Origin of the sequence: Streptomyces sp. NPDC006294 (assembly GCF_042870895.1) — a bacterium.
GTDB lineage: Bacteria > Actinomycetota > Actinomycetes > Streptomycetales > Streptomycetaceae > Streptomyces.
Genome location: NZ_JBIAHV010000001.1, coordinates 512,610 through 536,997 on the forward strand (window position 1 = coordinate 512,610; position 24,388 = coordinate 536,997).

Consider the following 24,388-nt stretch of genomic DNA (forward strand, 5'->3'; position numbering starts at 1 on the left):
GCCGGGAGGGGCCGGTATGGGCAGAACGGCCCATACGGCGTCCGGGAATCAGCCGGCCAGGCCGTGGGCGCAGGCGTAGGCGGTGGCGGCGGCGCGGGAGGTCACGTCCAGCTTGGCGTAGATGTTGTTCAGATGACGCGCCACGGTGTGCTCGCTGATCACCAGCTCCCGGGCGATGTCCCGGTTGGTGCCGCCCGCGGCGACCAGCCGCAGCACCTCCGCCTCCCGGCGGGTGAGACCGCCGGGCAGGCCCCGCGGCCGTTCGCTGAGCAGGGCCGCCGCGCGCCGGGCGTCGGGGTGCGCGCCCAACTGCTCGAACGTGCTCCGCGCGGCCCGCAGTTCCAGGCGCGCGGCCTCGACGTCGCCGGCCGTCCGGCACGCGGCGGCCAGCAGCATGCGCACCTGGGCTGCCTCGTACGGGATGCGCATCCCCAGCCAGCCCGCCAGCGCGCGGCGCAGCGGCCGCAGCGCCGCGTCGGGGTCGTCGGGGCCCTCGGGGCGGCCCTGGGCGAGGGCGAGCGAGCCCTGTGCCGTGTCGGCCATGGCCCGCAGCAGGGTCGCGGTGGGCGGGCGGGGTCCGGTGGCGGCGAGCGTCTCCAGCTCCTTCACCGCGGTGGCGGCGCCGTCCACGTCACCGACGGCGAGCGACACCTCCGTCTGCGCGGCGAGCAGCCGGGCCCGTCCGAGCAGGTCGGCCGACGCCTCGCCCTGGCAGGCGAGCGCCAGCCGCAGCCCGGTCACGGCGGCCTCCGCCTTGCCCTGCGCCAGGCGGAGGAGGGCGAGACCGGGCTGCGGCGTGAGGCCCAGTTCGTGGGCGCGGGCGTACGACGCGGCGGCGTCGTCGAGGCGGCCCCGGCGCCGCTGGATCTCCCCGGCCTCGTAGTGGGCGGCAGCGGCGGCCTCGAGACAGTCGGGCATGACCTCCTGGCAGACCCGCTCGGCCTCCGCGGCGGCCAGCGGCCACGACCCGAGGAGGTCCAGCACCTGGACGTGGTGGATGCGGCAGAGCCCGCGGAAGGGGTTGTCCGTCAGGGCGGCGCCGGCGGTCGGGTCGCTCTCCGCCGCGCCGTCGACGCCCTCGGCGGCCGGGGCGGCGTGCCGCGACCAGGGGACGGAGCACCAGGCCATGGCGGCGTCGGTCCATTCGACGGCCCGTGCGAAGTCGGCGGCGGCCATGCAGTGGGTGAGCGCCATGCAGTAGAGCCAGCCGGTGAACATGCCGCTCAGCTCGCCCGCCGTGACCGAGCACATCGCGTCGTCCAGCAGGGCCAGCGCCTCGGCCCGCCGGCCGTTCGCCAGCAGCACCGCCGCGTGCGCCTGGCGGCTCAGCGCGACGAGGTCGGGGCTGCCGGAGTCGACCGCGATGCGGTGCATCCGCCGGACGGCGGCCAGCGCCGCCTCGGGGTCGGCAGCGGTCTGCGCCTCCTCCGACTCGGTCCAGGCGAGGAAGCACTGCTCCGGGCAGTCCGGCTCGTGCTCCAGATGCTGCCGTGCCCGGTGCAGCCAGCCCGCGGCGGCGCCGGGGCGGCCCAGGCTGCGGTACTCGTAGAAGAGCCACCACGCGGCGGACCCCGCCCGGCGCCGGTCACCGGCCGCCGCGTACCCGGCGTGGGCGCGCAGCCGGGTGTCGACCGACTCGTCCACATGCCCGCTCCACCAGGCCGCGTCGGAGAGGAGGTCGAGGTCGCCGGGGGAGAGCGCGCGGGAGCCGGGGCGTCGCCGCCCGTCCGCGTGGCGTCCGTCCCGGTCGAGAGCGTGCAGCAGTACGTACGCCTCGGCCCAGGATTCCCGGGCCGCCGCGTCCCGCGCCCGCTCTACGGAGGGGGCCGACTGGACGGCCATGGCCGCTCCCTTCCCACCTCAGGATAGGAGCGGCCCGGTCACCGCCGAAAGCCCTGGCCACGCCGCCGAAGGGCGCCCGGTCGGCGGGCCCGGCAGGCGCTCGCCCACCGGGCCTCCATGCGTGATCAGGCGCCGCTCGCCCTGAGCATGTCCTCGCGCTCGACGATCTTCACGCGCTCGCGGCCCTGCGGCTCGCCCAGCGCCTTCTCGGCCGCGTCGAGCTCGTACCAGCCCTGCCAGGTCGTCCAGCGGACGTTCCGCTCCGTGAGGAAGGACTCCACGGCCTCCGGCTCGGGCGAGGCCGGCGTCTGGAGGCGGCCGTTCGCGTAGTCCTTGAGCAGGTTCGCGACGGTCTCGTTCGCGTCGCCCTTGGTGTGGCCGATGAGGCCGACCGGGCCGCGCCGGATCCAGCCGGTGACGTACGTGGAGTCCAGGTGCTCGCCGGACTCCTCGATCACGCGGCCGCCCTCGTCCGGGACCGTGCCCGTCGTGACGTCCCAGGGCAGCTTCGGCAGCTCGTCGGAGAGGTAGCCCACGGCCCGGTAGACGGACTGGACGTCCCAGTCCTTGAGCTCGCCGGTGCCCTTCACGTTGCCCGTGCCGTCGAGCGCGGTGCGCTCGGTGCGCAGGCCGACGACCCTGCCGTCCTCACCGAGGATCTCCGTCGGCGACTCGAAGAAGTGCAGGAACAGCTTGTGCTGCCGCTCGCCGACGTCCCGGATCGCCCAGTTCTCGAGCGTCTTCGCGACCATGTCGGCCTGCTTGTTGCCCCGGCGGGTCTCGATCGAGCCCGCGTCGTAGTCGATGTCCTCGGGGTCGACGATGACCTCGATGTTGGGGGAGTGGTCCAGCTCCCGGAGCTCCATGGGGCTGAACTTGGCCTGCGCCGGCCCGCGGCGCCCGAAGACGTGGATCTCGACGGCCTTGTTGGCCTTGAGTCCGTCGTAGACGTTCGGCGGGATCTCGGTCGGCAACAGCTCGTCCGCGGTCTTCGCGAGGATGCGCGCCACGTCGAGCGCGACGTTGCCGACGCCGAGCACGGCGACCTTCTCGGCCTCCAGCGACCAGGTGCGCGGCCAGTCCGGGTGCCCGTCGTACCAGGAGACGAAGTCGGCCGCGCCGTACGAGCCGTCCAGCTCGACGCCCGGTATGTCGAGCGCCCGGTCGGCGGTCGCGCCGGTGGAGAAGATCACCGCGTCGTAGAAGGTGCGGAGATCGTCCAGGCTGAGGTCGTTGCCGTAGTCGACGTTGCCGAAGAGGCGGATCTGCGGCTTGTCGAGCACCTGGTGCAGGGCCGTGATGATGCCCTTGATGCGCGGGTGGTCGGGGGCGACGCCGTAACGGATCAGGCCGAAGGGCGCGGGCATACGCTCGAAGAGGTCGATGGACACGCCGGGGTCGGCAGCGGCCACCTCGGACTTCAGCAGCGCATCGGCGGCGTAGATACCGGCGGGGCCGGCTCCGACGATGGCTACCCGCAAGGGGCGGGGCATGACAGGTTCCCTTCGAGCGGCGACAACTGGCTCGTCGGCAACCCTAAACAAAGGCAAGCCTAAGTCAGTACTCGGCCTGGCTCTATGACCTCATAAGGCAGGCTTATGCCCCCTCAAAGGTCTCCTTGATGGAGGTCGTGGGGGCGGTAGCGGCGGCCACCGGCTTCCGTGTGGCCGGGAGGCGCTCCGCGCAAGGCGGCCGGCGGGGGCCATTCGGCACATCTGCGCGAAAATGCCGTCGGTTTGCGGTACCCGTGCCGAGGAATTCCGAGCCGCCCGCCGTTGAGTTCCGGCCACGGCTCGACAGCCCCGCCCAGCTGCCCAGTTGTAGTGGACACACTCTTGATCAGCGTAGCCGCGGAGCGTCTCCCCCGTAATGCGATTCGTGAAGTCGACCATGGGCGGGAAATCATGTCGAGCGACGAAAAGGCACCGCGTCACCCCCTGACGCGCATGTCGGTTGGAGGAAGCCGTGAGCTCATTGCGCGTTGCTCCGAAACGGTCCGGGACCGCGCTCGTCGGACGGGGTCGCCGCGACGCCGACACGGTCCGCCCGATCACTGCCGCGCTGCCCAGGGGACAGGGCGAGGCCCCATGACGCAGATCCCGCCGATCGGTTCGTACGTCGTCGACACCCGCACCGGGCGCGTGGGCCGGCTCATGGGCGAGGCGGGCCCGTTCCTGTCGCTGAGACCCGTCGGCGGCGGCCGGGAGTGGGAGTGCGCCCCGGACAGCGTGCGCCCCGCGACCGCCGCCGAGCGGATCAGCGCGACGACGGCGTACGTGAACGCGCGCAGCCGGGGCGACGTCCTCTGAGCGGCGCCGGCGCGCTCCCGCGGCGGGGGCGCGCCGGCAGCGGTCAGGCCGTCCTGGCCGGGCGGCGCAGCCGGGTCAGGATCACATGGGCGAGCACGCCGAACAACAGGCCCCAGAAGGCGGACCCGATCCCGAAGAGGGTGATCCCGGACGCCGTGGCGAGGAACGTGATGAGCGCCGCCTCGCGGTCCTTCTCCTCCGCGACCGCGCCCGTCAGCCCGCCCGCCAGCGCGCCGAACAGGGCGACACCGGCGACCGCCGCGACCAGTTCCTTGGGCAGGCCGGCGAACAGCACCACCAGCGTGGAACCGAACATGCCGATCAGCAGATAGAACGCACCGCAGGAGACCCCCGCCACATATCGGCGGCGCGGATCCTGGTGCGCCTCCGGGCCGGTGCAGATCGCCGCCGTGATGGCCGCGAGATTGACGGCGTGCGAGCCGAAGGGCGCCAGGGCGGTGGAGGCCAGGCCGGTGGAGCCGATCAGCAGCCGGTCGTCCGGCCGGTAACCGGCCGCCGCCAGCACACCCATGCCCGGGGCGTTCTGCGAGGCCAGCGTCGCCAGCGTCAGCGGCACGGCGATGCCGATCAGGGAGGCGACGGAGAAGTGCGGCGCGGTGAACACCGGCGCGGCCAGTTCGAGGCCGTCGAGGTGGACGTTCAGCCGGGAGCCGGCCGCCGCGGCCACCACACCCGCCGCCAGCGCGACGAGCACGGCGTAGCGCGGCAGCAGCCGCTTGCCGAGCAGATACGCCACCAGGACGGAACCGGCGATGTAGGGGGCGGACTTGAGAGAGGTGAACACCCCTGTGCCGAAGGAGAACAGGATGCCCGCGAGCATCGCCGAGACCACCGCACCGGGCACCTGGCGCATCAGCCGGCCGAACACCCCCGTCAGCCCGACCAGCGTGATCAGCAGGCCGGTGACCACGAACGCGCCGATCGCCTCGGCGTACGAGTACGCGCCGAGGCTGGTGACCAGCAGCGCCGCGCCGGGTGTCGACCAGGCGGTGATGACCGGCATCCGGGTGCGCAGACTCAGTCCGATGCAGGTCAGGCCGCTGCCGATGGAGATGGCCCACACCCAGGAGCTGGTCTGCGCGCTGTCCAGCCGCCCGGCCGACGCGGCCGCCAGCACGATGACCAGCGGCCCCGAGTAGGAGACGACGACGGCGACGAATCCGGCCAGGACGGCGGAGACGGACATGTCGCGCCAGAAGCCGGGGCCCCTGCCCGCGTCGGTCGCGCACTGCTCGGCCGCGCCCTTGTCGGCGTCGCCTGGGCCGGCTGCGCCCTGCTCTGCCGCGCTCTGTTCGGCGGTGTCCGGCGCTGGGCCGTCCGGCGCGGGGCCGGCGTCCGGCGGGGTGCCGGACTCCGGGGTGCGGGGGCTGCGGATGTCACGGCTCAACGGTCTTCCTTCACGGCCCGCTCCAGGGCCTGTTCGAGGTCTGCGACGAGATCCGCCGGGTTCTCCAGTCCCACCGAGATACGGAGCATGTCCTGGGGGGAGCAACTGCCCGGTCCCTCGAAGGTGTATCGGTGTTCGATCAGGCTTTCCACCCCGCCCAGCGAAGTGGCGCGAATGAACAGCTCGCAGTGCTGGGCGGCGCGCAGCGAGCGCTGCCACTCCCCGTCCACGTGCAGGGAGAGCATTCCGCTGAACCCGCCGGTCATCTGACGTGCGGCGATGTCGTGCCCGGGGCCGCCGGGCAGCCCCGGATAGGTGACCTTGCGGATCAGCGGATGGTCGGCGAAGTGTTCGGCGAGTGCCAGCGCGGTGGCCGAGATCTGCCGCATACGGGGGAAGAGGGTGCGTATCCCGCGCATCAGCAGATAGGTCTCCAGCGGGCCGAGGATCGGGCCGGTGAGCCTGCGGTGCAGCTCCAGCCGCTCCCACAGGGCGTCCGCCCGCTCACTCGGGGAGGGCGCGAGCACCAGCAGACCGGCCACCACGTCGGTGTGGCCGTTGAGGTACTTGGTGCCGGAGTGCATGACGATGTCGGCGCCCAGCTCGAACGGCCGCGTGTGCACCGGGGTCGGCACCGTGTTGTCGACGCCGAACAGGGCGCCCGCCTCGCGCGCCACCGCACCCACCGCCGCGATGTCCGTCACCGTCCAGGTGGGATTCGCCGGGGACTCGGCCCACACCAGGGCGGTCGGCGCCGCGGCCACCGCCGAGGCGACCGCGTCCAGGTCGTCCATCGGTACCTGGACCACGTCGAGACCGCGGTCCGGGCCGAACTCCAGGAGCCACTTGGTGAGTCCGAAGTACATCGTCCGCGGCACGACGACGCGGGAGCCGGCGGGCAGCACCTGGAAGACGGCGGTCGCCGCGGCCATGCCGGAGGAGAACACCAGACCCCGCGAGCCGCCCTCCAGGCCCGCCACCACGTCCTCGACCTGCTCGTACCCCGGTGCGCCCTGGTCGCGCAGATAGGCGAGCCCCGCCGGGGTGCGGTACTGGTCGTCCCGGGCGAAGGTGGCGCCCAGGCTGATGGCGGGCGGCACGGCGCCGGTGGTGGGGGAGCGCCAGCCGTCGCCCTGCGCTGCCCGGGTCTCCGCGTGGTAGGCGTGCGTCCAGGGGCTGTACTTCTCGCTGTTGCTCATCGCTTCCTCTTGTCGGTCGGCGACTGCAGCGCCGTGGCGAGGGCCAGTTCCGCGTCCAGCAGCGCACGCGAGGGTGCGCCGGGGGAGGGGACGTAGTGGTTGTAGTAGCTGGAGCCCTCGGTGTGCGGGCCCAGGAAGAACAGGCGCGGTTCGGTCTGCCCGGTCCGGCCGACGCTCCGCCCCCGTCGGTCCACCTCCAGCCCGGGCAGCGGCACTTCGCCGGCGGTGAGGGTGCGGGCGCGGCCGGACTCGGCCAGCCGCCGCAGCAGCGAACCGGGCACCCGCTCGGCCACCGGCTCGGTCACATGGGCGTGCACCACATGGTCGACCTCCTCGGCGGCCGGACGCTCCAGCAGCGTCGACTCCAGTCGCCAGGGGCCGTTGCCGGCCGGTGGGACGACCTTCGGGGCCGGGCCGGGGCCGATCCGTACCACTCCCGCCTCGATGAGGGAGAGCAGCTCCGCGGAGCGGTCCAGCTGCGGACCGATGACGAGGCGGTTCACCAGCGGGGCGACGGCGTGGAAGAAGTGCGCCAGCGACTCGTCGTCCAGGCCCGGCGCGTCGACGGCGGCGCGCAGCACGTCGCGGTGGTCGCGCAGGACCTCCAGGGCCTCTTTGAGAGGGCTGACGCCCAGGCCCGCCCGTGCCTCGGCGAGATCGTCCGCCACCTCGGCCGTGAAGGACGCGGTGTACGCGCGGCGACCGGGCCAGGTGCGGGCGGGCGGGCCGTCGCCGTGCTCCTGCGTGTCCGTGACGCCGTCCAGCAGGTCGCGGACGGGGGACGGGCCGAAGCGGGCGCGCAGTTCGGCGAGCAGCCGGTCGTGGCCGAAGGCGCCCACGCCGGAGGCCAGTTCGGCGGCGGCGCGCGGCGCGTGCGCCGCGCCGCCGTCCGTTTCGCGGGCCAGCAGCGTGCGGTACCAGGCGAGCTCCATCTCGGCGACGACGAGCGGCAGCACGTCGTCGGTGAAGCGGAGCCGGCCGCCCGGCCGTCCGGCGCGCAGTGCGGCCAGGCGGAGCACCGTGAGCACGAGCGGTACGGGACGGACCCGGCCGGGATTCAGATGCGGCCGGCTGCGGGCCGGCAGCCCGGAACGGTTGGCCAGCACGATCAGCGGCTCGCGCCCTCCGGGCTCGTACCGCAGCCGCTCCCCGTCGCGGACATGGCGGCCGCCGCGTCCCACGGTGAGGGTGGCGATCACGTCCATGGCCGTCAGGCCCGTACCCAGCACGGCGACCCGGTCGCCCGGGGCGACGCCGCCGACCGCGTCGGGCAGCGGGTACGGGCGGGTGATCAGCCGGGGGTCGGCGGCGGGCGGGGCGGGCAGGTGGAGCGAGTGGTGCCCGACCGTGACGAAGACGGCGTCGGCGGTGATCCGTCCGCCGTCGGCGAGCACCACGGTCTCGCCGTCATCCTCGCCGTCGGCGAGGATGTCGACCGCCGTGGTGGTGTGGCGTACCAGGGTGAGGCAGTCGGGCGCCGCTTCCGTGATCCGCCCGGCCGCCCAGGCGAGGTACTCGCTCAGCAGCCGGCGGGGCAGGAAGTCGTTGGGCCTGATCCGCCGGCCCCGGCCCGGCCGGACGGTGAAGCCGTCCTCGCCGAGCCGCAGATCGCGTTCCTGGCACCATGCGTGCAGCGACGGCCCGGCCGGGAGTACGGGGCCGTCCACCATGTCCGCGTCGGCGAACGCCGTGAGCTGTGCGCAGACGGTGTTCAGCAGCAGATGGTCGGGCTGGTCCGCGCGGTGGAAGCCCGGTCCCGCCACCACCGGGTCCACCAGGTGCACCACGAGCGGGAACGGGTCGGCGAGGGCATGGGCGACGAGCCGCTCCAGGACGCCGAGGCCGCGGGATCCGAGACCGACGATCACGAGGGAGCCCGGTACCGGGGGCGCCACGGCCGTCGAGCCCCTGGAACCGTGGGGATGTGTGGTCACCACCGGCTCGTCTCCCCGAAGAAGTCCGGCACCGGCAGGGCCGTGCCGCCGCGGTGCGCCTCGGTGAGCACATGGGCGCCGACCGCCAGGTCGAGGACGCCGAGGCCGAACGGCGAGAAGATCACCGGCCGGTCCGCGGAGAGCTCGGCCTCGCCGCTCAGCACACCGGCGAGGGTGCCGGTCACGAACGCGCGGGAACCCGAGAGCTGTTCGGCCAGATGCGGCGAGGTGTCGGCCTTCAGACAGTGGTCGACGTCGTCCAGGACGTTGTCGGCCGCCAGGACCACTTCGGGCGCCAGGTCGCGCAGCGAGATGTTGAGCACCAGCTGACCCGGCCCGAACGGCTTGGTGACGTACGGCGCGAGCGCCGTCGTGGCGAACACCACGGTCTCGGCCGCCAGGGCGGTGTCCAGGTCGGCGGTGAACGAGGCGGCACGGTCCTGCGTGGCGCGCACATGGTCGGCGAGCGCCTGGCCGGACGCCTCGTCGATGTCGTGCACCAGATAGGAGTCCGGGGCGCAGCCGGCCGCGTGCAGGTAGTCGCAGATGTTGCGGGCGATGACCCCGCCGCCCACCACGGCGACCGTGGTGCCGCGGTAACCACCGGGCCGCAGGGTCCTGGCGGCGACGGCGGCCGACGCGGCGGTGCGGGCCGCGCTGATTCCCGCCGCCTCCAGGCAGGCGACCGGGTAGCCGGTCTCGTAGTCGTTGAGCACGAGGACCGCGGAGGCGCGCGGCAGGCCGGACGCGGTGTTCCGCGGGAAGCTGGCGATCCACTTGATGCCGGCGAGCTGTACGTCGTCACCGAGGAAGGCCGGCAGGGCGATGATCCGCGAGTCGGGCTTGTCCGGGAACCGCAGGAAGTAGCTGTCGGGATTGACCGAGTCGCCCCGGTCGTGTGCCCGGTAGGCGCGCTCCACGATGTCGATGACCGCGGCGCGGGAATCCCGCAGGATTTCCCCGACGGCCTTTCCCGTGACAATACTGAAGTCGAACATTTCTCCCCCTTCTCAGGCGTGCGCCCGAGGTATTTCTTCGTCGATTGCTCCGAGCCCGCGCTCTGCCACCCATTGGTCGTCGTAGAGGGTGTCGAGATAGCGGTCCCCGAAATCAGGGGACACGGCGACCACCGTGCTTCCCTCCGGAATGTGTTTCGCCGCTTGCTGCACGGCGAAGAGCACTGTCCCGGTCGATCCGCCGAAGAGCAGACCGCGTTCCTTGGCGAGCATCCGGCACATCTCGACGGATGCCGATTCGGGCACCAGAATCAGGTCGTCCACCATGTCCCGGTCGAATATCTCCGGTCGTCTGCTGGTGCCGAGCCCCGGAATGTGCCGCCGTGCCGGAGGGCCGCCGAAGGTCACGGAGCCGACCGTGTCGACGGCGATGACGCGGGTGGCCGGGCTGTGCCGGCGCAGAAAGGCGCCGCAGCCCATCAGCGTCCCCGTGGTGCCCGCGCCGATGAAGACGTAGTCGGCGTGGCCGATGTGCTCGAAGATGGCCCGCCCGGTGCGGTCCCGGTGGGCCTCGGGCCCGGCCGGGTTGGCGTACTGGTTCAGCCAGTACAACTGCGGTTCGCGGGACAGCCGTTCACCGATGTAGTCGATGCGCGACTGGAGGAATCCGCCGTTCGTGTCGGGGACGTCGATCACGACGACCTCCGCGCCGAGCGCCTGCATCAGCCGGACGGACTGGCGGTTGGCGTTCGGGTCGGTGACACAGGTGAGCGCGTATCCCTTGGCCGCGCACACCATGGCCAGCGCGATGCCCAGGTTCCCCGACGTCGATTCGATCAGCCGGGTGCGCGGAAAGGCGCGCCCGCTCTTTTCGGCCTGCTTCTCGGCGTCCGCGACGAGCGCGATCGCCGTCTTGAGTTTGACGGAACCTGCTGGATTGAGACCCTCGATCTTCAGGTAGAGCGAACTGCCCGGAACCAGTTGATCGAGCCGGATGAACAGATCATCCAGTACGAGATCGTAAACTTCTTCCGCTATCACCAGAATCCAAACCGTGAAATACGGGAATTGCGCATGGCGAAATGAGCCGCTGCGGTCACCCGTGGGCTTGTCGGCGGTGCGCATGGTCGGGCGCACGCGTTGCAGAAGGGACCTTTCCCCCGTCCCCCGTGGCCACGAACCCCCGTTCGTCTGCGGCCGCTTCAATTCTGACACGTGGTCGAGCTTCGGCCAAGTCGTTTCAGTGGCCGGGAAAGGTTGAAAGGTGAATTGCATTTCGGCGGCCCGTGTGCGTGGAGAAAGGGAATTCTTTATTCCGCCATGACAGTACTGCCCGCCGGGGCTGCCGCCTCTTCGGCCGCGGGGGCGCCCGCCGGCCGGGCCACCACCGCCCGCCCGCGGGGTCCACCGCCGCCCGGCCGCGGGGTCCACCGCCGTCCGGCCGATGAGTTCCGGCCCGCCCGGCGGTCCACCCCTCATGGACAAGGAATTCAGCGCCACGCTGCAGAAGAGCCCCGCCGAAGGCGGCTGGACCTACCTGGTCTGGCCCGAGTCCGTCGAGTACTTCGGGACGCGAGGGCTCGTCAAGGTCCGCGGGACCATCGACGGGCATCCCTTCCGGAGCTCGTTCATGGCCCTCGGTGACGGCAGGCACAAGCTGCCCGTCAAGGCCGACGTGCGCAGGGCCATCGGCAAGGAGGCCGGCGACACCGTGACCGTTCGCATCGAGGAGCGCCTCGCGCCTTGACCGTACCGGGGCCGGATGCCGTCCCCGGTGCGGGAGAATGGGGCCATGAGCCTGTTCCGTGATGACGGCGTCGTCCTGCGCACCCAGAAGCTGGGTGAGGCGGACCGCATCATCACGCTGCTCACCCGCGGTCACGGCCGGGTACGGGCCGTGGCGCGGGGGGTGCGGCGGACCAAGTCCAAGTTCGGGGCCAGGCTCGAGCCGTTCTCCCACGTCGACGTGCAGTTCTTCGCGCGCGGCAGCGAGCTGATCGGGCGCGGGCTGCCGCTGTGCACCCAGTCGGAGACCATCGCCCCGTACGGCAGCGGCATCGTCACCGACTACGCCCGCTACACCGCCGGCACGGCCATGCTGGAGACCGCCGAGCGGTTCACCGACCACGAGGGCGAGCCGGCCGTGCAGCAGTATCTGCTGCTCGTCGGCGGACTGCGCACGCTGTCGCGGGGCGAGCACGCGCCGAACCTGGTGCTCGACGCGTTCCTGCTGCGTTCCCTCGCCGTCAACGGCTACGCCCCCAGCTTCGACGACTGCGCCCGCTGCGGGCTGCCCGGGCCCAACCGGTTCTTCTCGGTGGCCGCCGGCGGCGTCGTATGCGGCGACTGCCGGGTGCCCGGCAGCGTCGTACCCTCTGCGGAGGCCGTCAGGCTGCTCAGCGCGCTGCTGACCGGCGACTGGCCGACCGCGGACGCGTGCGAGGCACGCCACGTCAGGGAGGGCAGCGGGCTGGTGTCCGCCTACCTGCACTGGCACCTGGAGCGCGGCCTGCGCTCCCTGCGGTACGTAGAGAAGTAGCGAAGCAGCGAAATAGGAGATGTGAACCGCATGGCACGACGCGGAATCCTGGGCCGGTCCCGCCGCGAGTACAAGGTCCCCGAGCCGCACCCCTCCGGTGCCCGCCCGCCCAGGATCCCGGCCGAGCTGGTGCCGAACCACGTGGCGTGCGTCATGGACGGCAACGGCCGCTGGGCCAAGGAGCGGGGCCTGCCCCGCACCGAGGGCCACAAGGTCGGCGAGGGCGTCGTGCTGGACGTGCTCAAGGGCTGCCTGGAGATGGGCGTCAAGAACCTCTCCCTCTACGCCTTCTCCACCGAGAACTGGAAGCGCTCGCCCGACGAGGTGCGCTTCCTGATGAACTTCAACCGCGACGTCATCCGCCGCCGCCGTGACGAGATGGACGAGCTCGGCATCCGGATCCGCTGGGTCGGCCGTATGCCCAAGATGTGGAAGTCCGTCGTCCAGGAGCTCCAGGTCGCGCAGGAGCAGACGGTCGGCAACGACGCGATGACCCTGTACTTCTGCGTCAACTACGGCGGCCGGGCCGAGGTCGCGGACGCGGCGCAGGCCCTCGCGCGCGATGTGGCGGCGGGCCGGCTCGACCCGTCGAAGGTCAACGAGAAGACCTTCCAGAAGTACCTCTACTACCCGGACATGCCGGACGTCGACCTCTTCCTGCGCCCCAGCGGCGAACAGCGCATCTCGAACTACCTGATCTGGCAGTCCAGTTACGCCGAGATGGTGTTCCAGGACGTGCTGTGGCCCGACTTCGACCGCCGCGACCTGTGGCGCGCCTGCCTCGAATACGCGCAGCGCGACCGCCGCTTCGGCGGCGCGATCCCGAACGAGGAGCTCGAGGCGATGCGCGGTCGCCCCGACACCCCGGCCTCCTGATCCGCCGGACCGCACGGCGAGGTACGGCACGGTACGGACGGGCCCGGACACCGGCCGCGGCGTACGCGCCGGGCACCGCACGGCGAGGTACGGACGGGCCCCGGACACCGGCCGCGGCGTACGCGCCGGGCACCGCACGGCCGTGGCCGGCCCGGCCGCTACGATCACAGCTCGTCGGCGGACCGGGGAGGGGCCATGACCGAGGCGGAGCGTCAGCACTCGGAACAGACGGTGGAGCTGGTCTACGAGCCCACGGCCCGTGACATGGTCTCCGCCCTGCGGGCCCGTGCGCGGGCCACGCCCGTCGGCCGCCGTATGCGGCGTCTGCTGCTCTTCGCCGGCGTGCTGTGCACCGTCTGCTTCGGGTACCTCGTGCTGATGAACGCGATGACCTGGCGGCTGTGGCTCATGATGGGCGCCGGCGTCCTCGCCTTCGCCTGCCTGTACCTGATGCCGTGGATACAGGGACGCCAGCTGCACCAGCCGGCGGCCCGGCAGGGCGAGTTCCGTGCCGTCGTCGACGACAGCGGCATCCGGTTGACCACCCGCGACGCCGACGCCACCACCAACTGGACGGGGTACTCGCGTTACGCGGAGACCGACGACGTGTTCGTCCTCCTCACCGGCGACAAGCACAGCGTGGGAGTCATGGTGCTGCCCAAGCGGGGCGTGACGGAACCGGCCGGCGCGGAGCGGCTGAGGACCCTGCTCGAAAGGCACCTGGAGAAGGCGCCGCAGAAGGGATGAGCGTGCGGGGCTGCGGCAGCGCCGCGCTCTTCGCGGCCGCCGCTCTCCTGGCCTGGCTCAGCTTCGGCGTGACGGTCGAGACGGAGACCTTCGCCGGGCTGCGTCCCAACGACGCCGGCCTCGCCCTCTTCTTCGCCGCGCTCGCGGCCGGCGCCGCTCTTCGGGGCCTCCGGCTCGCGGGGCGCCGTTCCGTGCTCGCTCTCGCGGCCACCGCGTGCCTGGCGGCGGCGCTCCTGTGGCGCCTCCACACGATCGCGCCGGCCCTGCACTGCTGGGACCACAACACCGTCGGCCGCGACGACGACGGGTCCTACGACTGTTTCGACCGCTGACCCGGCGCACGACGGTGGCCCGCACCCCGGCCAGGAGCCGGGCGTGCGGGCCACCGTCGTACAGGTCAGCCGGCCTTCGCCGCGCACTCCGCGCACGTGCCGAAGATCTCGACCGTGTGCGCCACGCTCACATAGCCGTGCTGCGCCGCGATCGACTCCGCCCACTGCTCCACCGCCGGGCCCTCGACCTCGACCGCCTTGCCGCACATCCGGCACACCAGATGGTGGTGGTGGTCGTCGGTCGAGCAGCGCCGGTACACCGACTCGCCCTCGCTGGTGCGCAGCACGTCGACCTCACCCGCGTCGGCGAGCGACTGCAGCGTGCGGTAGACCGTCGTCAGGCCCACCGAGTCGCCGCGGTGCTTGAGCATGTCGTGCAGCTCCTGCGCGCTGCGGAACTCGTCCACCTCGTCGAGCGCCGCCGCCACCGCGGCCCGCTGCCGGGTCGACCGGCCTCGTACCGGGGCGGTGTTCCCGCCGGTTGGCGCCGTGGTCACAGGTGCCTCCTCGCTTGGCCCGCACATACGTCGGGCCATTGTGCCAGGCCCGCGCGCGGACCCGTCCCGGGCAGGGGAGCGCGCCCCCCTGCCGGGCTCAGACCTTGACGTCGTCGCCCGGGCGTCGCGTACCCGGAACGTCGACGGTGCACTCGGTCCCGCCCGCGCCGTCCGCGCCGCTCGCCTCCATGGCCTTCGCCCGCCGCCGTGCCAGGGGTGTGGCCAGCGCGGTCAGCACGACGAACACAGCGATGGCGAGCATCACGATCGTCGCCCCCGGCGGCACGTCCTGGTAGTAGGACGTGGCAGTTCCGGCCAGGGCGACCGCCACGCCGATGGCGACCGACAGCGCGTACGTCGCCTTGAAGGAGCGCGAGATCTGCTGGGCGGCGGCCACCGGAACCACCATCAGGGCGCTCACCAGCAGCAGGCCGACCACCCGCATGGCGACGCTGACCGTGACCGCCGCGGTGACGGCGACCAGCAGGTTCAGCGCTCGCACCGGCAGGCCGGTGACCCGGGCGAACTCCTCGTCCTGGCTGACGGCGAACAGCTGCCGCCGCAGACCCAGCGACACCGCCACCACGAACGCCGCGAGCAGCACGATCGCGACGACGTCCTGGTCGGAGACCGTGGAGAGGGAGCCGAAGAGATAGGTGGTGAGGTTGGCCGTGGAGCCGGTGTCCGAGAGCTCGATCAGCAGGACACCGCCCGCCATGCCGCCGTAGAACAGCATCGCCAGCGCGATGTCGCCGCGAGTGCGGCCGTAGGTGCGGATGAGCTCCATCAGCACGGCGCCGACGATCGAGATCAGCGTCGCCATCCAGATGGGGTTGGTCGACATCAGGAAGCCGAGCCCGACGCCGGTCATCGCGACATGGCCGATTCCGTCGCCCATCAGGGCCTGCCGCCGCTGCACCAGATAGATGCCGACCGCGGGGGCGGTGATGCCGACCAGCAGTGCCGCCAGCAGTGCGCGCTGCATGAACGCGGATTCCAGCATTTCCATGATCATGTGAGCAGTCCCGTGCGGAGCGGCTCGTCGGCCGCGTGCGGATGTACGTGGTCGTGGCCCGGCAGGGCGTGCTGGCCGACGGCCTCCGGGGGCGGCCCGTCATGGACCACGCAGCCGTCGCGCAGGACCACGGCGCGGTCGATCAGCGGCTCCAGCGGTCCCAGCTCGTGCAGCACCAGCAGCACCGTCGTACCGGCGGCCACCTGCGTGCGCAGCGTCCCCGCCAGCACCTCCTGGCTGGCCAGGTCGACCCCTGCCATCGGCTCGTCCATGATCAGCAGCTCGGGTTCGGCGGCGAGCGCCCGGGCGATCAGCACCCGCTGGTGCTGGCCGCCGGACAGGGCGCCGACGGAGTCCCCGGCGCGGTCGCCCAGGCCGACCAGCTCGATGGCGCGCTGCACGGCCGCCCTGTCACCGCGCGAGGGCAGCCCGAAACGGGCACGCGAGAGCCGGCCCGAGGCGACGACCTCGCGGATCGTCGCCGGCACACCGCTCGCGGCGGTCGTGCGCTGCGGCACGTAACCGACCCGCGCCCACTGCCGGAAACGGCGCAGCTCCGTGCCGAACAGGTCGATCCGGCCCTCGGTGAGCGGCACCTGGCCGATCACCGAGCGCACGGCGGTGGACTTGCCGGAGCCGTTGGCGCCGAGCAGGGCGACGACCTCACCGCGGTCCACGGTGAGGTCGATGCCGCGCAGGACGGGGCGCGAGCCGAGCGTGGCGCGGGCTCCGCGGACGGAAATGACCGGCTCGGTGCTCATGGGGGGCCGCCTCTCCTGGTGGTACTGCGTCACTTCGCGCCGAGGGCCTTCTGCAGCGCGGCGAGGTTCGAGCGCATGACCTCGATGTAGTCATCGCCCTTGGACCGGTCCGTGATTCCCTCGAGCGGGTCGAGGACGTCGGTCTTCAGGCCGGTGTCCTTGGCGAGGGTCTTCGCGGTCTTGTCGCTGGCCAGCGTCTCGAAGAAGACGGTGGTGACCTTGTCCTTCTTCGCGATGGTCTGGAGCTCCTTGATCCGCGCCGGGCTGGGCTCGGACTCGGGGTCGACGCCCGAGATGCCCTCCTGCTCCAGGCCGTAGCGCTCGGCGAGGTAGCCGAAGGCGGAGTGGGTGGTGATGAAGGTCTTCGTGTCCGAGTTCTTCAGGCCCTGCTCGAAGTCGGTGTGGAGGGCGGTGAGCTTCGTGACCAGCGCGTCGGTGTTCTTCTGGTACTCCGCGGCGTGGTCCGGGTCGGCCTTCTCCATCTGGGCGCCGACACCCTTGGCGACCTCGGCGTACTTCACCGGGTCGAGCCAGATGTGCGGGTCGGCGCCGGCCTCGGCCTCGTGCTCCTCGTGCCCGGCCTCTTCGTGTCCGGGTTCCTCGTGCCCGGCCTCTTCGTGCCCGGCCTCTTCGTGCCCGGCCTCTTCGTGCCCGCCGGAGGTGTCGAAGTTCTCCAGGCGCGTGAGCGTGGTGGCGTCCACCTTGTACTTCACGCTGCTCTGGTCGATGGCCTTGTCGACGGCGGGCTGGACGCCCTTGAGGTAGAGGATCAGACCGGAGTCGTTGAGCTCGGCGGTCTGGCGGGGCTTGAGCTCCAGGTCGTGCGGCTCTACGCCCGGCTTGGTGAGGGTGGTGACGGAGACCTTGTCACCACCTATCTCTTCGGCGAGATACTGCATGGGGTAGAACGACGCGGCGACCTTCAGCCTGCCGTCGCCGTCGCCGTCGCCGTCGACGCTCGCGGCGTCGGAGGTGGAGCAGGCGGAAACGGCCAGGAGGCCGAGCGTGACTGCTCCGGCGGTGGCGGCGGTGGGTATGAGGCGTCGTACGTTCATGACACTCATTTTCAACAAAGACGGAAACGATTGTCAATAAACGTCCGTCCCGCACCTCCGTCCGATCCGATTTGATCCCGGGGGTAGCGCCGCCGGTAACCTGAGTCATTCTCCGTTCGTCGTCGTCGTAATGAAGAGAGCACCGTGGCCGCCGACAAGATCGATACGATCGTCAACCTGAGCAAGCGCCGTGGCTTTGTCTACCCCTGCAGCGAGATCTACGGCGGCCAGAAGGCCGCCTGGGACTACGGACCGCTGGGTGTCGAGCTCAAGGAGAACATCAAGCGCCAGTGGTGGCGCTACATGGTCACCTCGCGCGAGGACGTCGTCGGGATCGACTCGTCGGTGATCCTGGCCACCGAGGTCTGGGAGGCCTCCGGCCACGTCGCCACCTTCACGGACCCGCTGACCGAGTGCACCTCCTGTCACAAGCGCTACCGCGCCGACCACCTGGAGGAGGCGTACGAGGAGAAGCACGGCCGCGCCCCCGAGAACGGCCTCGCCGACCTGAACTGCCCCAACTGCGGCAACAAGGGCACCTTCACCGAGCCCAAGCAGTTCTCCGGCCTGCTCTCGACCCACCTCGGCCCGACGCAGGACTCCGGCTCGGTCGCCTATCTGCGCCCCGAGACCGCCCAGGGCATCTTCACCAACTTCGGCCAGGTGCAGCAGACCTCGCGCAAGAAGCCGCCGTTCGGCATCGCGCAGATGGGCAAGTCCTTCCGGAACGAGATCACTCCGGGCAACTTCATCTTCCGCACCCGCGAGTTCGAGCAGATGGAGATGGAGTTCTTCGTCAAGCCGGGCGAGGACGAGGAGTGGCAGCAGTACTGGATGGACCAGCGCTGGAACTGGTACCGCGATCTGGGTCTCCGTGAGGAGAACATGCGCTGGTTCGAGCACCCGCAGGAGAAGCTCTCCCACTACTCGAAGCGCACCGCCGACATCGAGTACCGCTTCCAGTTCGGCGGCAGCGAGTGGGGCGAGCTCGAGGGCGTCGCCAACCGCACCGACTACGACCTCTCCGCGCACTCCAAGGCGTCCGGCACCGACCTGTCGTACTTCGACCAGGAGGCCGGCGAGCGCTGGACGCCGTACGTCATCGAGCCGGCGGCCGGTGTCGGCCGCGCCATGCTGGCCTTCCTGCTCGACGCGTACAACGAGGACGAGGCGCCCAACGCCAAGGGCGTCATGGAGAAGCGCGCCGTGATGCGCCTCGACCCGCGCCTCGCGCCGGTCAAGGTCGCGGTGCTGCCGCTGAGCCGCAACCCGCAGCTCTCCCCGAAGGCCAAGGGCCTCGCCGCCGACCTGCGCAAGAACTGGAACATCGAGTTCGACGACGCGGGCGCCATCGGCCGCCGCTACCGCCGCCAGGACGAGATCGGCACCCCGTTCTGCGTGACCGTCGACTTCGACACCCTCGACGACAACGCGGTGACCGTGCGCGAGCGCGACACGATGAAGCAGGAGCGTGTCTCCCTCGACCAGATCCAGGGCTACCTGGGCAGCCGTCTGCTGGGCTGCTGACGCCCCGCCTCCGACGCGTTCACAGCGTTCGAAGCCCTCGGTTCCGGGTAACGGAACCGGGGGCTTCGTGCACACTGGGCCCGCGCGCACCCACAGGCAGGCCGAGGTACAGGCAGGCCAGGCACAGGAGGCACATATGCCGTCCATGACGACCAGCAAGGTCCGCAGATGGGACCAGCACGGACGCGAACACGTGGTACGGGTGGAAAAGGCGGGAATCCAGCGGCAGTTGAGCTGCGGCACCTGCGACTGGCGCAAGAACGCGCAGTTCCTGCCGTGGCTCAAGGCCGAGGAACACCTGACACAGGCCCACCAGGCGACCGTCGACCCGACCGCCGGCGAGGGCTGAGCCCCGCGGCACGGCCCTGGCGGCCCTGACCGTCGTGAAGCGGCCGTGCGGCACGGCGCGGGCCGGACGGGTGGACCCGGCCGGGCCGGGCCCCGCGATGCGGCGCGCGACACCCTGCGGACACGGGTCCGCTGCCCCGGCATTTGGCCGAGGCCCCGGGCGGCGTGAGGGCTCGGCACCGTGGGCCGCCCTGCGGCAGGGCGCAGGCCGTACGTACGACGTGGGTCCTGCGACGCGGCCCGGCGGCGCGAGGCCCATGCCGCCGCGGGTTCGCGGCCCCGGCGCCTGCCGAGCAGGCCGCGCTCGGCGGCGTGAGGGCTTCGGGCGCGGGCTTTGCCACGTGGAGCGCTCACGACCGGGTGCCCTGCCCAGGGAACCCGCCCCGAGAGGCCACAGCCGACGCGACTGCCGACTCTCCTCAGCCCGCGGGCTGGTCCGTCGGTCGGGCCGTGAGCCCGCGCAGGCAGAGGTCCGCGACCGCCGCGAACTCGGCGTCGATCCCCGGCTTCGACCACTCGGGTGCATAGGCCGGGTCGTGGAAGCGGGTCGTCGCGTCGAACACCGCCCGTGCCGCGCCCTGCGGCTCCACCGGCATGAACTGGTGTGTCTGCACGCCCTCTTCGACGATCCCGCTCAACTGCCCGACCAGGTCGGCGATGTGGTCCTCCACCACGGTGCTGTTCTCGCCGATCAGTACGCCGAAGGTCTCGAACAGCTCGGGATCGGCGCCCGCCTTCCTCCGCTTCGCCTCGAAGAGCGTCGACAGCCACTGGCGCAGCTTCTCCGGCGCGGGCCGCTCCGAGCCGCCGGCGATCTTCGCCAGCTCGTCCACCGTCCGGTGCAGCCAGCGCTCCGTGACCGCCTCCCGCAGCGCGGCCTTGGTACGGAAGTGCCGGTAGACGCTGCCGTGGCTGACACCCAGTGCCCGCGCCACGTCCACGACCGTGGCCTTCGCCGGGCCGTACCGGCGCAGCACGTCCTCGGTGGCTTCGAGGATGCGCTCGGGGGTCAGTGCTTCGGGCGTCATGGCGTCTGGTGCCTTTCGCTGAACAGGGGGCACCGAGACGGTACCGCGCGGCTCAGTTCTCGCTGTCCAGGTGGGCCATCTGTGCTGCCGGGTACCGTTCGCCGGCCGCCGCGTCGGCCGGTACGGCCTCCTCGATCGCCGTGAGGTCGGCATCGGTCAGCGTGACCTCCAGGGCGCCCAGCGCCTCCTCGAGCCGGCTGCGGGTGCGGGCGCCGATCAAGGGCACTATGTCCTCGCCGCGCGAGAGCACCCAGGCGATCGCCGTCTGCGCGACGCTGATCCCCTTGCCGTCGGCCACCGCGCGCAGCCGGTCGACCAGGTCCAGGTTGTGGTGGAGGTTGTCGCCCTGGAAGCGGGGGCTCATCCCGCGGAAGTCGCCGGGGCCGAGCTCCCGGTCGCGTGAGAAGTGGCCGCTGATCAGGCCGCGCGACAGCACCCCGTACGCGGTGACGCCTATGCCGAGCTCGCGGACGGCCGGCAGGATCTCCTTCTCGATGCCGCGCGATATCAGCGAGTACTCGATCTGGAGATCGGCGATCGGGGCCACGGACGCCGCACGGCGGATCGTCTCCGCGCCGACCTCCGACAGGCCGATGTGCCGGACATGGCCCGCCTCGACCAGCTCGGCGATCGCGCCCACCGTCTCCTCGATGGGGACGTCGGGATCGAGGCGGGCGAGCCGGTAGACGTCGATGTGGTCCGTGCCGAGCCGCTGGAGGCTGTACGCCGCGAAGTTCTTGACCGCGGCCGGCCGGCCGTCGATTCCGGTGAAGCCGCCCTCGACGGTGCGCAGCGCGCCGAACTTGACGCTGACCAGGGCCTTTTCGCGAGCGGCTGCGGGGGCGGTGCGCAGCGCCTCGTTGATCAACAGCTCGTTGTGCCCCATCCCGTAGAAGTCGCCCGTGTCGAGCAGGGTGACGCCCGCGTCGAGCGCGGCATGGACGGTCGCCACCGACTCGGTGCGGTCGGCGCTGCCGTACAGAGCGGACATGCCCATGCAGCCGAGGCCGAGAGGGAAGACCCTCGGGCCCGTGGAGCCGAGGGCGCGGGAAGCAGGCGCGGTGGTGGTGGTCATCAGAGTCTCCCAAGGCGTGGGTCGAGTGACACCGACAACAGTGACATGACGGGTGACAGATTGCAATATCTGTCAGTCGTCATTCGCTCGCGCGAGTGAATGCGGTGGACGCCATGGACGCCGCTGAACCCCGGTGAGCGCGGGCGAAGGCGGCTGACTGCGGAGACGTCTTCGGCCGGCGTGCGCTCGCCCGCCGCGGGCGCCGCAGCGAAAAAGTGGCTGCCGACCGCCTCGCGGACGCGGTACCGTCAGGCCATGTCTTCGTTCTTCCAGATCTACGAGTGAGAGGGCGGCGGTCTCCCGCCCCCGTCAGACGCTTCCCGAGTCACTTCTCACCCACGATGGGAGAACCCCATGGCCAAGAGCCGTAACAACCTTCTCGGTGTCGGTGGACAGCGCAAGAAGATGTCCCGCGCCGAACAGCAGGCGAGCGGCCTCACCCGCGACGTCGACCGCAAGGCGTCCGAGGACCAGAAGCAGGAGCTGGTGCGCAAGATGCGTGAGCGCGCCCTCGATGTCGCGCCGGAGGCCGAGCCGCAGACCGACGGCGCGGCGGCGCAGCAGGAGAGCCAGGCCCAGGCCTGATCCGCACGCAGGGGCCCGGACCGCATCACGCGGTCCGGGCCCCTGCTCGTGCGCCGCCGCCCGCACCTCCGTCCCGCCCGTCCGTCCCTCGCCCCCGCACCCCCGCGAGTGCGGGACAATGGGCGAATGACCACGCTCGCCCCCGCCTCCACGAACACGCTCCGGATCGGCCCGCACGCCGTGCAGCCGCCGGTCGTCCTCGCGCCCATGGCCGGCATCACCAACGCGCCCTTCCGCACCCTGTGCAGGGAGTTCTCCGGCGGCAAGGGCCTGTTCGTCAGCGAGATGATCACCACGCGCGCGCTGGTCGAGCGCAACGAGAAGACCATGCAGCTCATCCACTTCGACGCGACCGAGACGCCGCGCTCGATCCAGCTGTACGGGGTGGACCCGGTCACCGTCGGCAAGGCGGTGCGCATGATCGTGGACGAGGGCCTGGCCGACCACATCGACCTGAACTTCGGCTGCCCGGTCCCCAAGGTCACCCGCAAGGGCGGCGGCTCGGCGCTCCCGTACAAGCGGCCGCTGCTGCGCGCGATCCTGGGCGAGGCGGTGACGAACGCCGGCGACCTGCCGGTCACCATGAAGATGCGCAAGGGCATCGACGACGACCACATCACCTTCCTCGACGCGGGCCGCATCGCCGTCGAGGAGGGCGTCACGGCCATCGCCCTGCACGGGCGCACGGCGGCCCAGCACTACGGCGGCACCGCCGACTGGGACGCGATCGCCCGCCTCAAGGAGCACGTCCCCGAGATCCCCGTGCTGGGCAACGGCGACATCTGGTCGGCCGACGACGCCGTGCGGATGATGCGCGAGACGGGCTGCGACGGCGTGGTCGTGGGGCGCGGCTGCCTGGGCCGGCCGTGGCTCTTCGGCGACCTGGTGGCGGCCTTCGAGGGCCGCCCGGACGGCTACGCTCGGCCGACGCTGCGCGAGGTCGCGGAGGTGATGCTGCGGCACGCGACGCTGCTGGGGGAGTGGATCGGCGACGAGTCCCGCGGCGTGATCGACTTCCGCAAGCACGTGGCCTGGTACCTGAAGGGCTTCGCCGTCGGCTCGGAGATGCGCAAGAAGCTGGCGGTCACCTCGTCGCTGGACGAGCTCGGCGCTCAGTTGAACGCGCTCGATCTGGATCAGCCGTGGCCGACGGGCGCGGACGGTCCGCGCGGGCGGACCTCCGGCAACAACCGGGTCGTCCTTCCGGACGGTTGGCTGAAGGACCCGTACGACTGCGCGGGCATCGGCGCGGAGGCCGAGCTCGACACGTCCGGCGGCTGAGCGTCGACGCTGCCCGCCGCGTAGCGGTCGTCGGTCCATTCGACAGGGCGGCCCTGGGACATGGTCGGGCGACCAAGGAGGTCCCGGCCACGCTCGGCCACCCGTCACCCGTCACCCGCCATCCGCCACCGGCTGTCCGCCACCGGCTGTCCGACGCGGACGCGCCGCGGGTGGTCGGCCGGTCGGACGGTGGAGGACACAGCCGCTCATCTGATGCGGGTCAGCGGCTCTCATGCCTCCCGATGCCTCCCGGGCGGGCGAGGTGAGCGCCGCGCTCGGTGACCTCTTCCACGGAAGGTCCGGGTCAGGGCCCCGCTGCGTCCCGGCGCCCGTCGGCTGCCGGCCGAACCGGAGCGTCAGAGGGTGCCGTTCGCCCTGGTCGGCGCCTCGCCTCGGATCGTCGTCGACACGGTGATCACCGGAGCGCCGGGCGAAGTGCCGTTCTCCTTCACGCCGTCGGCCCACGACACCGTACGGACGACGCCGCACCCCGCCCTACCGGGCGGCCGCGGACCGGGTCGGGGCCGCCGCACACCTGCTTGGCGGTCGAGGACTCCCCGCACGGCACCAGGCCGGCGGAGGCCGCAGGTCGCGCGGGGCCCGTGCCGCCTCGCTGCTGCCGCAGTCGACTCGCCGGGGAAGCGCCGGCCGGAGCCCGGAGGACGCGGATCTCGGCCTCCTCAGCCGGTGTGTCCCGGCGCGTTACGGAGGTCGCCGACCGGTCCGGATGATGGAATTCCGTGGCCTCCGGCGGCGTGATCCTCGCCACCCCTGATAGGGGGTGCGCTCAGATGAGCGAAAACGGAGCGGCTGCACTTTCCAAAGGGTGGCACTGAGTGCCACCCTTTTGGGGTTCGCTTCATGGAGCGTCTTGTGGCGCTGTGTGTGTACAGCGCTCGTGATCGCAACGTCGCGTGATCATCAGTTCAAGAGTTGAACAAACCCTGAGCACCCCCGGCATCCCCCGGGACTTTCGATCTGCTGGCGGACGAGTGGTTAAGGCCGTATGACGCGCAAGTGGACGTACCGAGATGCCTTCGATCTGGGTATGTTCCTCGCCGTCAGGGCAGCCAC

General features: G+C 71.6%; 23 protein-coding genes. 10 read left to right on the forward strand and 13 right to left on the reverse strand.

Translation table 11 applies throughout. From position 1 onward, the window contains the following. Positions 1 to 48: 48 nt before the first annotated feature. Positions 49 to 1,842: a LuxR C-terminal-related transcriptional regulator gene (locus tag ACFYOP_RS02255; protein ID WP_356889981.1), complete on the reverse strand. Its 1,794-nt coding sequence runs from the start codon at positions 1,840 to 1,842 to the stop codon at positions 49 to 51. A gap of 125 nt (positions 1,843 to 1,967) precedes the next feature. Next, on the reverse strand, positions 1,968 to 3,335 hold the full coding sequence (locus ACFYOP_RS02260; RefSeq protein WP_356889983.1) for an FAD-dependent oxidoreductase: 1,368 nt from the start codon (positions 3,333 to 3,335) through the stop codon (positions 1,968 to 1,970). Between the two features lie 594 nt (positions 3,336 to 3,929). Between ACFYOP_RS02260 and ACFYOP_RS02265 the strand changes: the two genes are divergently transcribed. Further along, positions 3,930 to 4,151 carry a hypothetical protein gene (locus tag ACFYOP_RS02265; RefSeq protein ID WP_356889985.1) on the forward strand — a complete coding sequence of 74 codons (222 nt, stop codon included), beginning with the start codon at positions 3,930 to 3,932 and terminating at the stop codon, positions 4,149 to 4,151. A gap of 43 nt (positions 4,152 to 4,194) precedes the next feature. On the opposite strand, the gene ACFYOP_RS02270 is transcribed toward ACFYOP_RS02265, so the two are convergent. The 5 genes from ACFYOP_RS02270 to sbnA all read right to left on the reverse strand — a co-directional run bounded on the left by ACFYOP_RS02270 (position 4,195) and on the right by sbnA (position 10,773). Continuing rightward, positions 4,195 to 5,358, reverse strand: a complete 1,164-nt coding sequence (locus ACFYOP_RS02270) for a benzoate/H(+) symporter BenE family transporter (protein WP_356890257.1) — start codon at positions 5,356 to 5,358, stop codon at positions 4,195 to 4,197. 197 nt (positions 5,359 to 5,555) lie between these two features. After that, positions 5,556 to 6,758: a PLP-dependent aspartate aminotransferase family protein gene (locus ACFYOP_RS02275; protein ID WP_356889988.1), complete on the reverse strand. Its 1,203-nt coding sequence runs from the start codon at positions 6,756 to 6,758 to the stop codon at positions 5,556 to 5,558. Then, on the reverse strand, positions 6,755 to 8,692 hold the full coding sequence (locus tag ACFYOP_RS02280; protein WP_356889990.1) for an FAD/NAD(P)-binding protein: 1,938 nt from the start codon (positions 8,690 to 8,692) through the stop codon (positions 6,755 to 6,757). The genes ACFYOP_RS02275 and ACFYOP_RS02280 overlap by 4 nt, the downstream gene beginning before the upstream one ends. Beyond that, positions 8,689 to 9,690 (reverse strand): 2,3-diaminopropionate biosynthesis protein SbnB, encoded by a 1,002-nt coding sequence (gene sbnB, locus ACFYOP_RS02285; RefSeq protein WP_356889992.1) that lies wholly within the window; start codon positions 9,688 to 9,690, stop codon positions 8,689 to 8,691. The genes ACFYOP_RS02280 and sbnB overlap by 4 nt, the downstream gene beginning before the upstream one ends. A 12-nt stretch (positions 9,691 to 9,702) precedes the next feature. Next, positions 9,703 to 10,773: a 2,3-diaminopropionate biosynthesis protein SbnA gene (sbnA, locus tag ACFYOP_RS02290; protein WP_356889994.1), complete on the reverse strand. Its 1,071-nt coding sequence runs from the start codon at positions 10,771 to 10,773 to the stop codon at positions 9,703 to 9,705. A 352-nt stretch (positions 10,774 to 11,125) separates the two neighbouring features. Here sbnA and ACFYOP_RS02295 point away from each other — a divergent pair, with 352 nt between their 5' ends. From ACFYOP_RS02295 to ACFYOP_RS02315, 5 genes are all read left to right on the forward strand, one after another. Next, positions 11,126 to 11,395 carry a DUF1905 domain-containing protein gene (locus ACFYOP_RS02295; RefSeq protein WP_356889996.1) on the forward strand — a complete coding sequence of 90 codons (270 nt, stop codon included), beginning with the start codon at positions 11,126 to 11,128 and terminating at the stop codon, positions 11,393 to 11,395. 45 nt (positions 11,396 to 11,440) lie between these two features. Further along, entirely contained in the window at positions 11,441 to 12,187 is a 747-nt protein-coding gene (recO, locus tag ACFYOP_RS02300; RefSeq protein WP_356889998.1) for a DNA repair protein RecO, read from the forward strand. Positions 12,188 to 12,217: 30 nt separating this feature from the next. Then, the gene (locus tag ACFYOP_RS02305) at positions 12,218 to 13,063 is read left to right on the forward strand and encodes an isoprenyl transferase (RefSeq protein WP_356890000.1); all 846 of its coding nucleotides are present in this window, start codon (positions 12,218 to 12,220) and stop codon (positions 13,061 to 13,063) included. Between the two features lie 195 nt (positions 13,064 to 13,258). Beyond that, the gene (locus ACFYOP_RS02310; RefSeq protein WP_356890002.1) at positions 13,259 to 13,810 is read left to right on the forward strand and encodes a YcxB family protein; all 552 of its coding nucleotides are present in this window, start codon (positions 13,259 to 13,261) and stop codon (positions 13,808 to 13,810) included. Beyond that, positions 13,807 to 14,142: a hypothetical protein gene (locus ACFYOP_RS02315; RefSeq protein WP_356890004.1), complete on the forward strand. Its 336-nt coding sequence runs from the start codon at positions 13,807 to 13,809 to the stop codon at positions 14,140 to 14,142. Before ACFYOP_RS02310 ends, ACFYOP_RS02315 begins: the two co-directional genes overlap by 4 nt. A gap of 65 nt (positions 14,143 to 14,207) precedes the next feature. On the opposite strand, the gene ACFYOP_RS02320 is transcribed toward ACFYOP_RS02315, so the two are convergent. From ACFYOP_RS02320 to ACFYOP_RS02335, 4 genes are all read right to left on the reverse strand, one after another. Next, positions 14,208 to 14,639, reverse strand: coding sequence for a Fur family transcriptional regulator (locus ACFYOP_RS02320; RefSeq protein WP_356890006.1), 432 nt, complete (start codon positions 14,637 to 14,639; stop codon positions 14,208 to 14,210). Between the two features lie 97 nt (positions 14,640 to 14,736). After that, positions 14,737 to 15,648 carry a metal ABC transporter permease gene (locus ACFYOP_RS02325; protein WP_356890259.1) on the reverse strand — a complete coding sequence of 304 codons (912 nt, stop codon included), beginning with the start codon at positions 15,646 to 15,648 and terminating at the stop codon, positions 14,737 to 14,739. Positions 15,649 to 15,650: 2 nt separating this feature from the next. After that, the gene (locus ACFYOP_RS02330; RefSeq protein ID WP_356890008.1) at positions 15,651 to 16,415 is read right to left on the reverse strand and encodes a metal ABC transporter ATP-binding protein; all 765 of its coding nucleotides are present in this window, start codon (positions 16,413 to 16,415) and stop codon (positions 15,651 to 15,653) included. 29 nt (positions 16,416 to 16,444) lie between these two features. After that, a complete protein-coding gene (locus tag ACFYOP_RS02335; RefSeq protein WP_356890010.1) occupies positions 16,445 to 17,470 on the reverse strand; it encodes a metal ABC transporter substrate-binding protein in 1,026 nt (341 codons plus the stop codon). Positions 17,471 to 17,614: 144 nt separating this feature from the next. On the opposite strand from ACFYOP_RS02335, the gene ACFYOP_RS02340 reads away from it, so the two are divergent. Together ACFYOP_RS02340 and ACFYOP_RS02345 are read left to right on the forward strand one after the other, a co-directional pair. After that, positions 17,615 to 18,997: a glycine--tRNA ligase gene (locus tag ACFYOP_RS02340; RefSeq protein ID WP_356890012.1), complete on the forward strand. Its 1,383-nt coding sequence runs from the start codon at positions 17,615 to 17,617 to the stop codon at positions 18,995 to 18,997. 136 nt (positions 18,998 to 19,133) lie between these two features. Next, positions 19,134 to 19,346: a hypothetical protein gene (locus tag ACFYOP_RS02345; protein WP_356890014.1), complete on the forward strand. Its 213-nt coding sequence runs from the start codon at positions 19,134 to 19,136 to the stop codon at positions 19,344 to 19,346. A gap of 418 nt (positions 19,347 to 19,764) precedes the next feature. Here the strand turns inward: ACFYOP_RS02345 and ACFYOP_RS02350 are convergent, their stop codons facing one another. Then, positions 19,765 to 20,373, reverse strand: a complete 609-nt coding sequence (locus tag ACFYOP_RS02350; RefSeq protein ID WP_356890016.1) for a TetR family transcriptional regulator — start codon at positions 20,371 to 20,373, stop codon at positions 19,765 to 19,767. A 52-nt stretch (positions 20,374 to 20,425) separates the two neighbouring features. Continuing rightward, a complete protein-coding gene (locus ACFYOP_RS02355) occupies positions 20,426 to 21,448 on the reverse strand; it encodes an aldo/keto reductase (RefSeq protein WP_356890017.1) in 1,023 nt (340 codons plus the stop codon). A 354-nt stretch (positions 21,449 to 21,802) separates the two neighbouring features. Between ACFYOP_RS02355 and ACFYOP_RS02360 the strand changes: the two genes are divergently transcribed. Together ACFYOP_RS02360 and dusB are read left to right on the forward strand one after the other, a co-directional pair. After that, positions 21,803 to 22,033 carry a DUF6243 family protein gene (locus tag ACFYOP_RS02360; protein WP_356890019.1) on the forward strand — a complete coding sequence of 77 codons (231 nt, stop codon included), beginning with the start codon at positions 21,803 to 21,805 and terminating at the stop codon, positions 22,031 to 22,033. 126 nt (positions 22,034 to 22,159) lie between these two features. Further along, positions 22,160 to 23,314: a tRNA dihydrouridine synthase DusB gene (gene dusB, locus ACFYOP_RS02365; protein ID WP_356890021.1), complete on the forward strand. Its 1,155-nt coding sequence runs from the start codon at positions 22,160 to 22,162 to the stop codon at positions 23,312 to 23,314. The last annotated feature ends 1,074 nt before the right edge of the window (positions 23,315 to 24,388 follow it).

Coding starts and splice junctions, on each gene's coding strand:
- ACFYOP_RS02255 (WP_356889981.1), bottom strand. CDS start 1,842: ATGGCCGTCCAGTCGGCCCCCTCCGTAGAGCGGGCGCGGGACGCGGCG.
- ACFYOP_RS02260 (WP_356889983.1), bottom strand. CDS start 3,335: ATGCCCCGCCCCTTGCGGGTAGCCATCGTCGGAGCCGGCCCCGCCGGT.
- ACFYOP_RS02265 (WP_356889985.1), top strand. CDS start 3,930: ATGACGCAGATCCCGCCGATCGGTTCGTACGTCGTCGACACCCGCACC.
- ACFYOP_RS02270 (WP_356890257.1), bottom strand. CDS start 5,358: ATGTCCGTCTCCGCCGTCCTGGCCGGATTCGTCGCCGTCGTCGTCTCC.
- ACFYOP_RS02275 (WP_356889988.1), bottom strand. CDS start 6,758: ATGAGCAACAGCGAGAAGTACAGCCCCTGGACGCACGCCTACCACGCG.
- sbnB (WP_356889992.1), bottom strand. CDS start 9,690: ATGTTCGACTTCAGTATTGTCACGGGAAAGGCCGTCGGGGAAATCCTG.
- sbnA (WP_356889994.1), bottom strand. CDS start 10,773: ATGCGCACCGCCGACAAGCCCACGGGTGACCGCAGCGGCTCATTTCGC.
- ACFYOP_RS02295 (WP_356889996.1), top strand. CDS start 11,126: ATGGACAAGGAATTCAGCGCCACGCTGCAGAAGAGCCCCGCCGAAGGC.
- recO (WP_356889998.1), top strand. CDS start 11,441: ATGAGCCTGTTCCGTGATGACGGCGTCGTCCTGCGCACCCAGAAGCTG.
- ACFYOP_RS02305 (WP_356890000.1), top strand. CDS start 12,218: ATGGCACGACGCGGAATCCTGGGCCGGTCCCGCCGCGAGTACAAGGTC.
- ACFYOP_RS02310 (WP_356890002.1), top strand. CDS start 13,259: ATGACCGAGGCGGAGCGTCAGCACTCGGAACAGACGGTGGAGCTGGTC.
- ACFYOP_RS02315 (WP_356890004.1), top strand. CDS start 13,807: ATGAGCGTGCGGGGCTGCGGCAGCGCCGCGCTCTTCGCGGCCGCCGCT.
- ACFYOP_RS02325 (WP_356890259.1), bottom strand. CDS start 15,648: ATGGAAATGCTGGAATCCGCGTTCATGCAGCGCGCACTGCTGGCGGCA.
- ACFYOP_RS02330 (WP_356890008.1), bottom strand. CDS start 16,415: ATGAGCACCGAGCCGGTCATTTCCGTCCGCGGAGCCCGCGCCACGCTC.
- ACFYOP_RS02335 (WP_356890010.1), bottom strand. CDS start 17,470: ATGAACGTACGACGCCTCATACCCACCGCCGCCACCGCCGGAGCAGTC.
- ACFYOP_RS02345 (WP_356890014.1), top strand. CDS start 19,134: ATGCCGTCCATGACGACCAGCAAGGTCCGCAGATGGGACCAGCACGGA.
- ACFYOP_RS02350 (WP_356890016.1), bottom strand. CDS start 20,373: ATGACGCCCGAAGCACTGACCCCCGAGCGCATCCTCGAAGCCACCGAG.
- ACFYOP_RS02355 (WP_356890017.1), bottom strand. CDS start 21,448: ATGACCACCACCACCGCGCCTGCTTCCCGCGCCCTCGGCTCCACGGGC.
- ACFYOP_RS02360 (WP_356890019.1), top strand. CDS start 21,803: ATGGCCAAGAGCCGTAACAACCTTCTCGGTGTCGGTGGACAGCGCAAG.
- dusB (WP_356890021.1), top strand. CDS start 22,160: ATGACCACGCTCGCCCCCGCCTCCACGAACACGCTCCGGATCGGCCCG.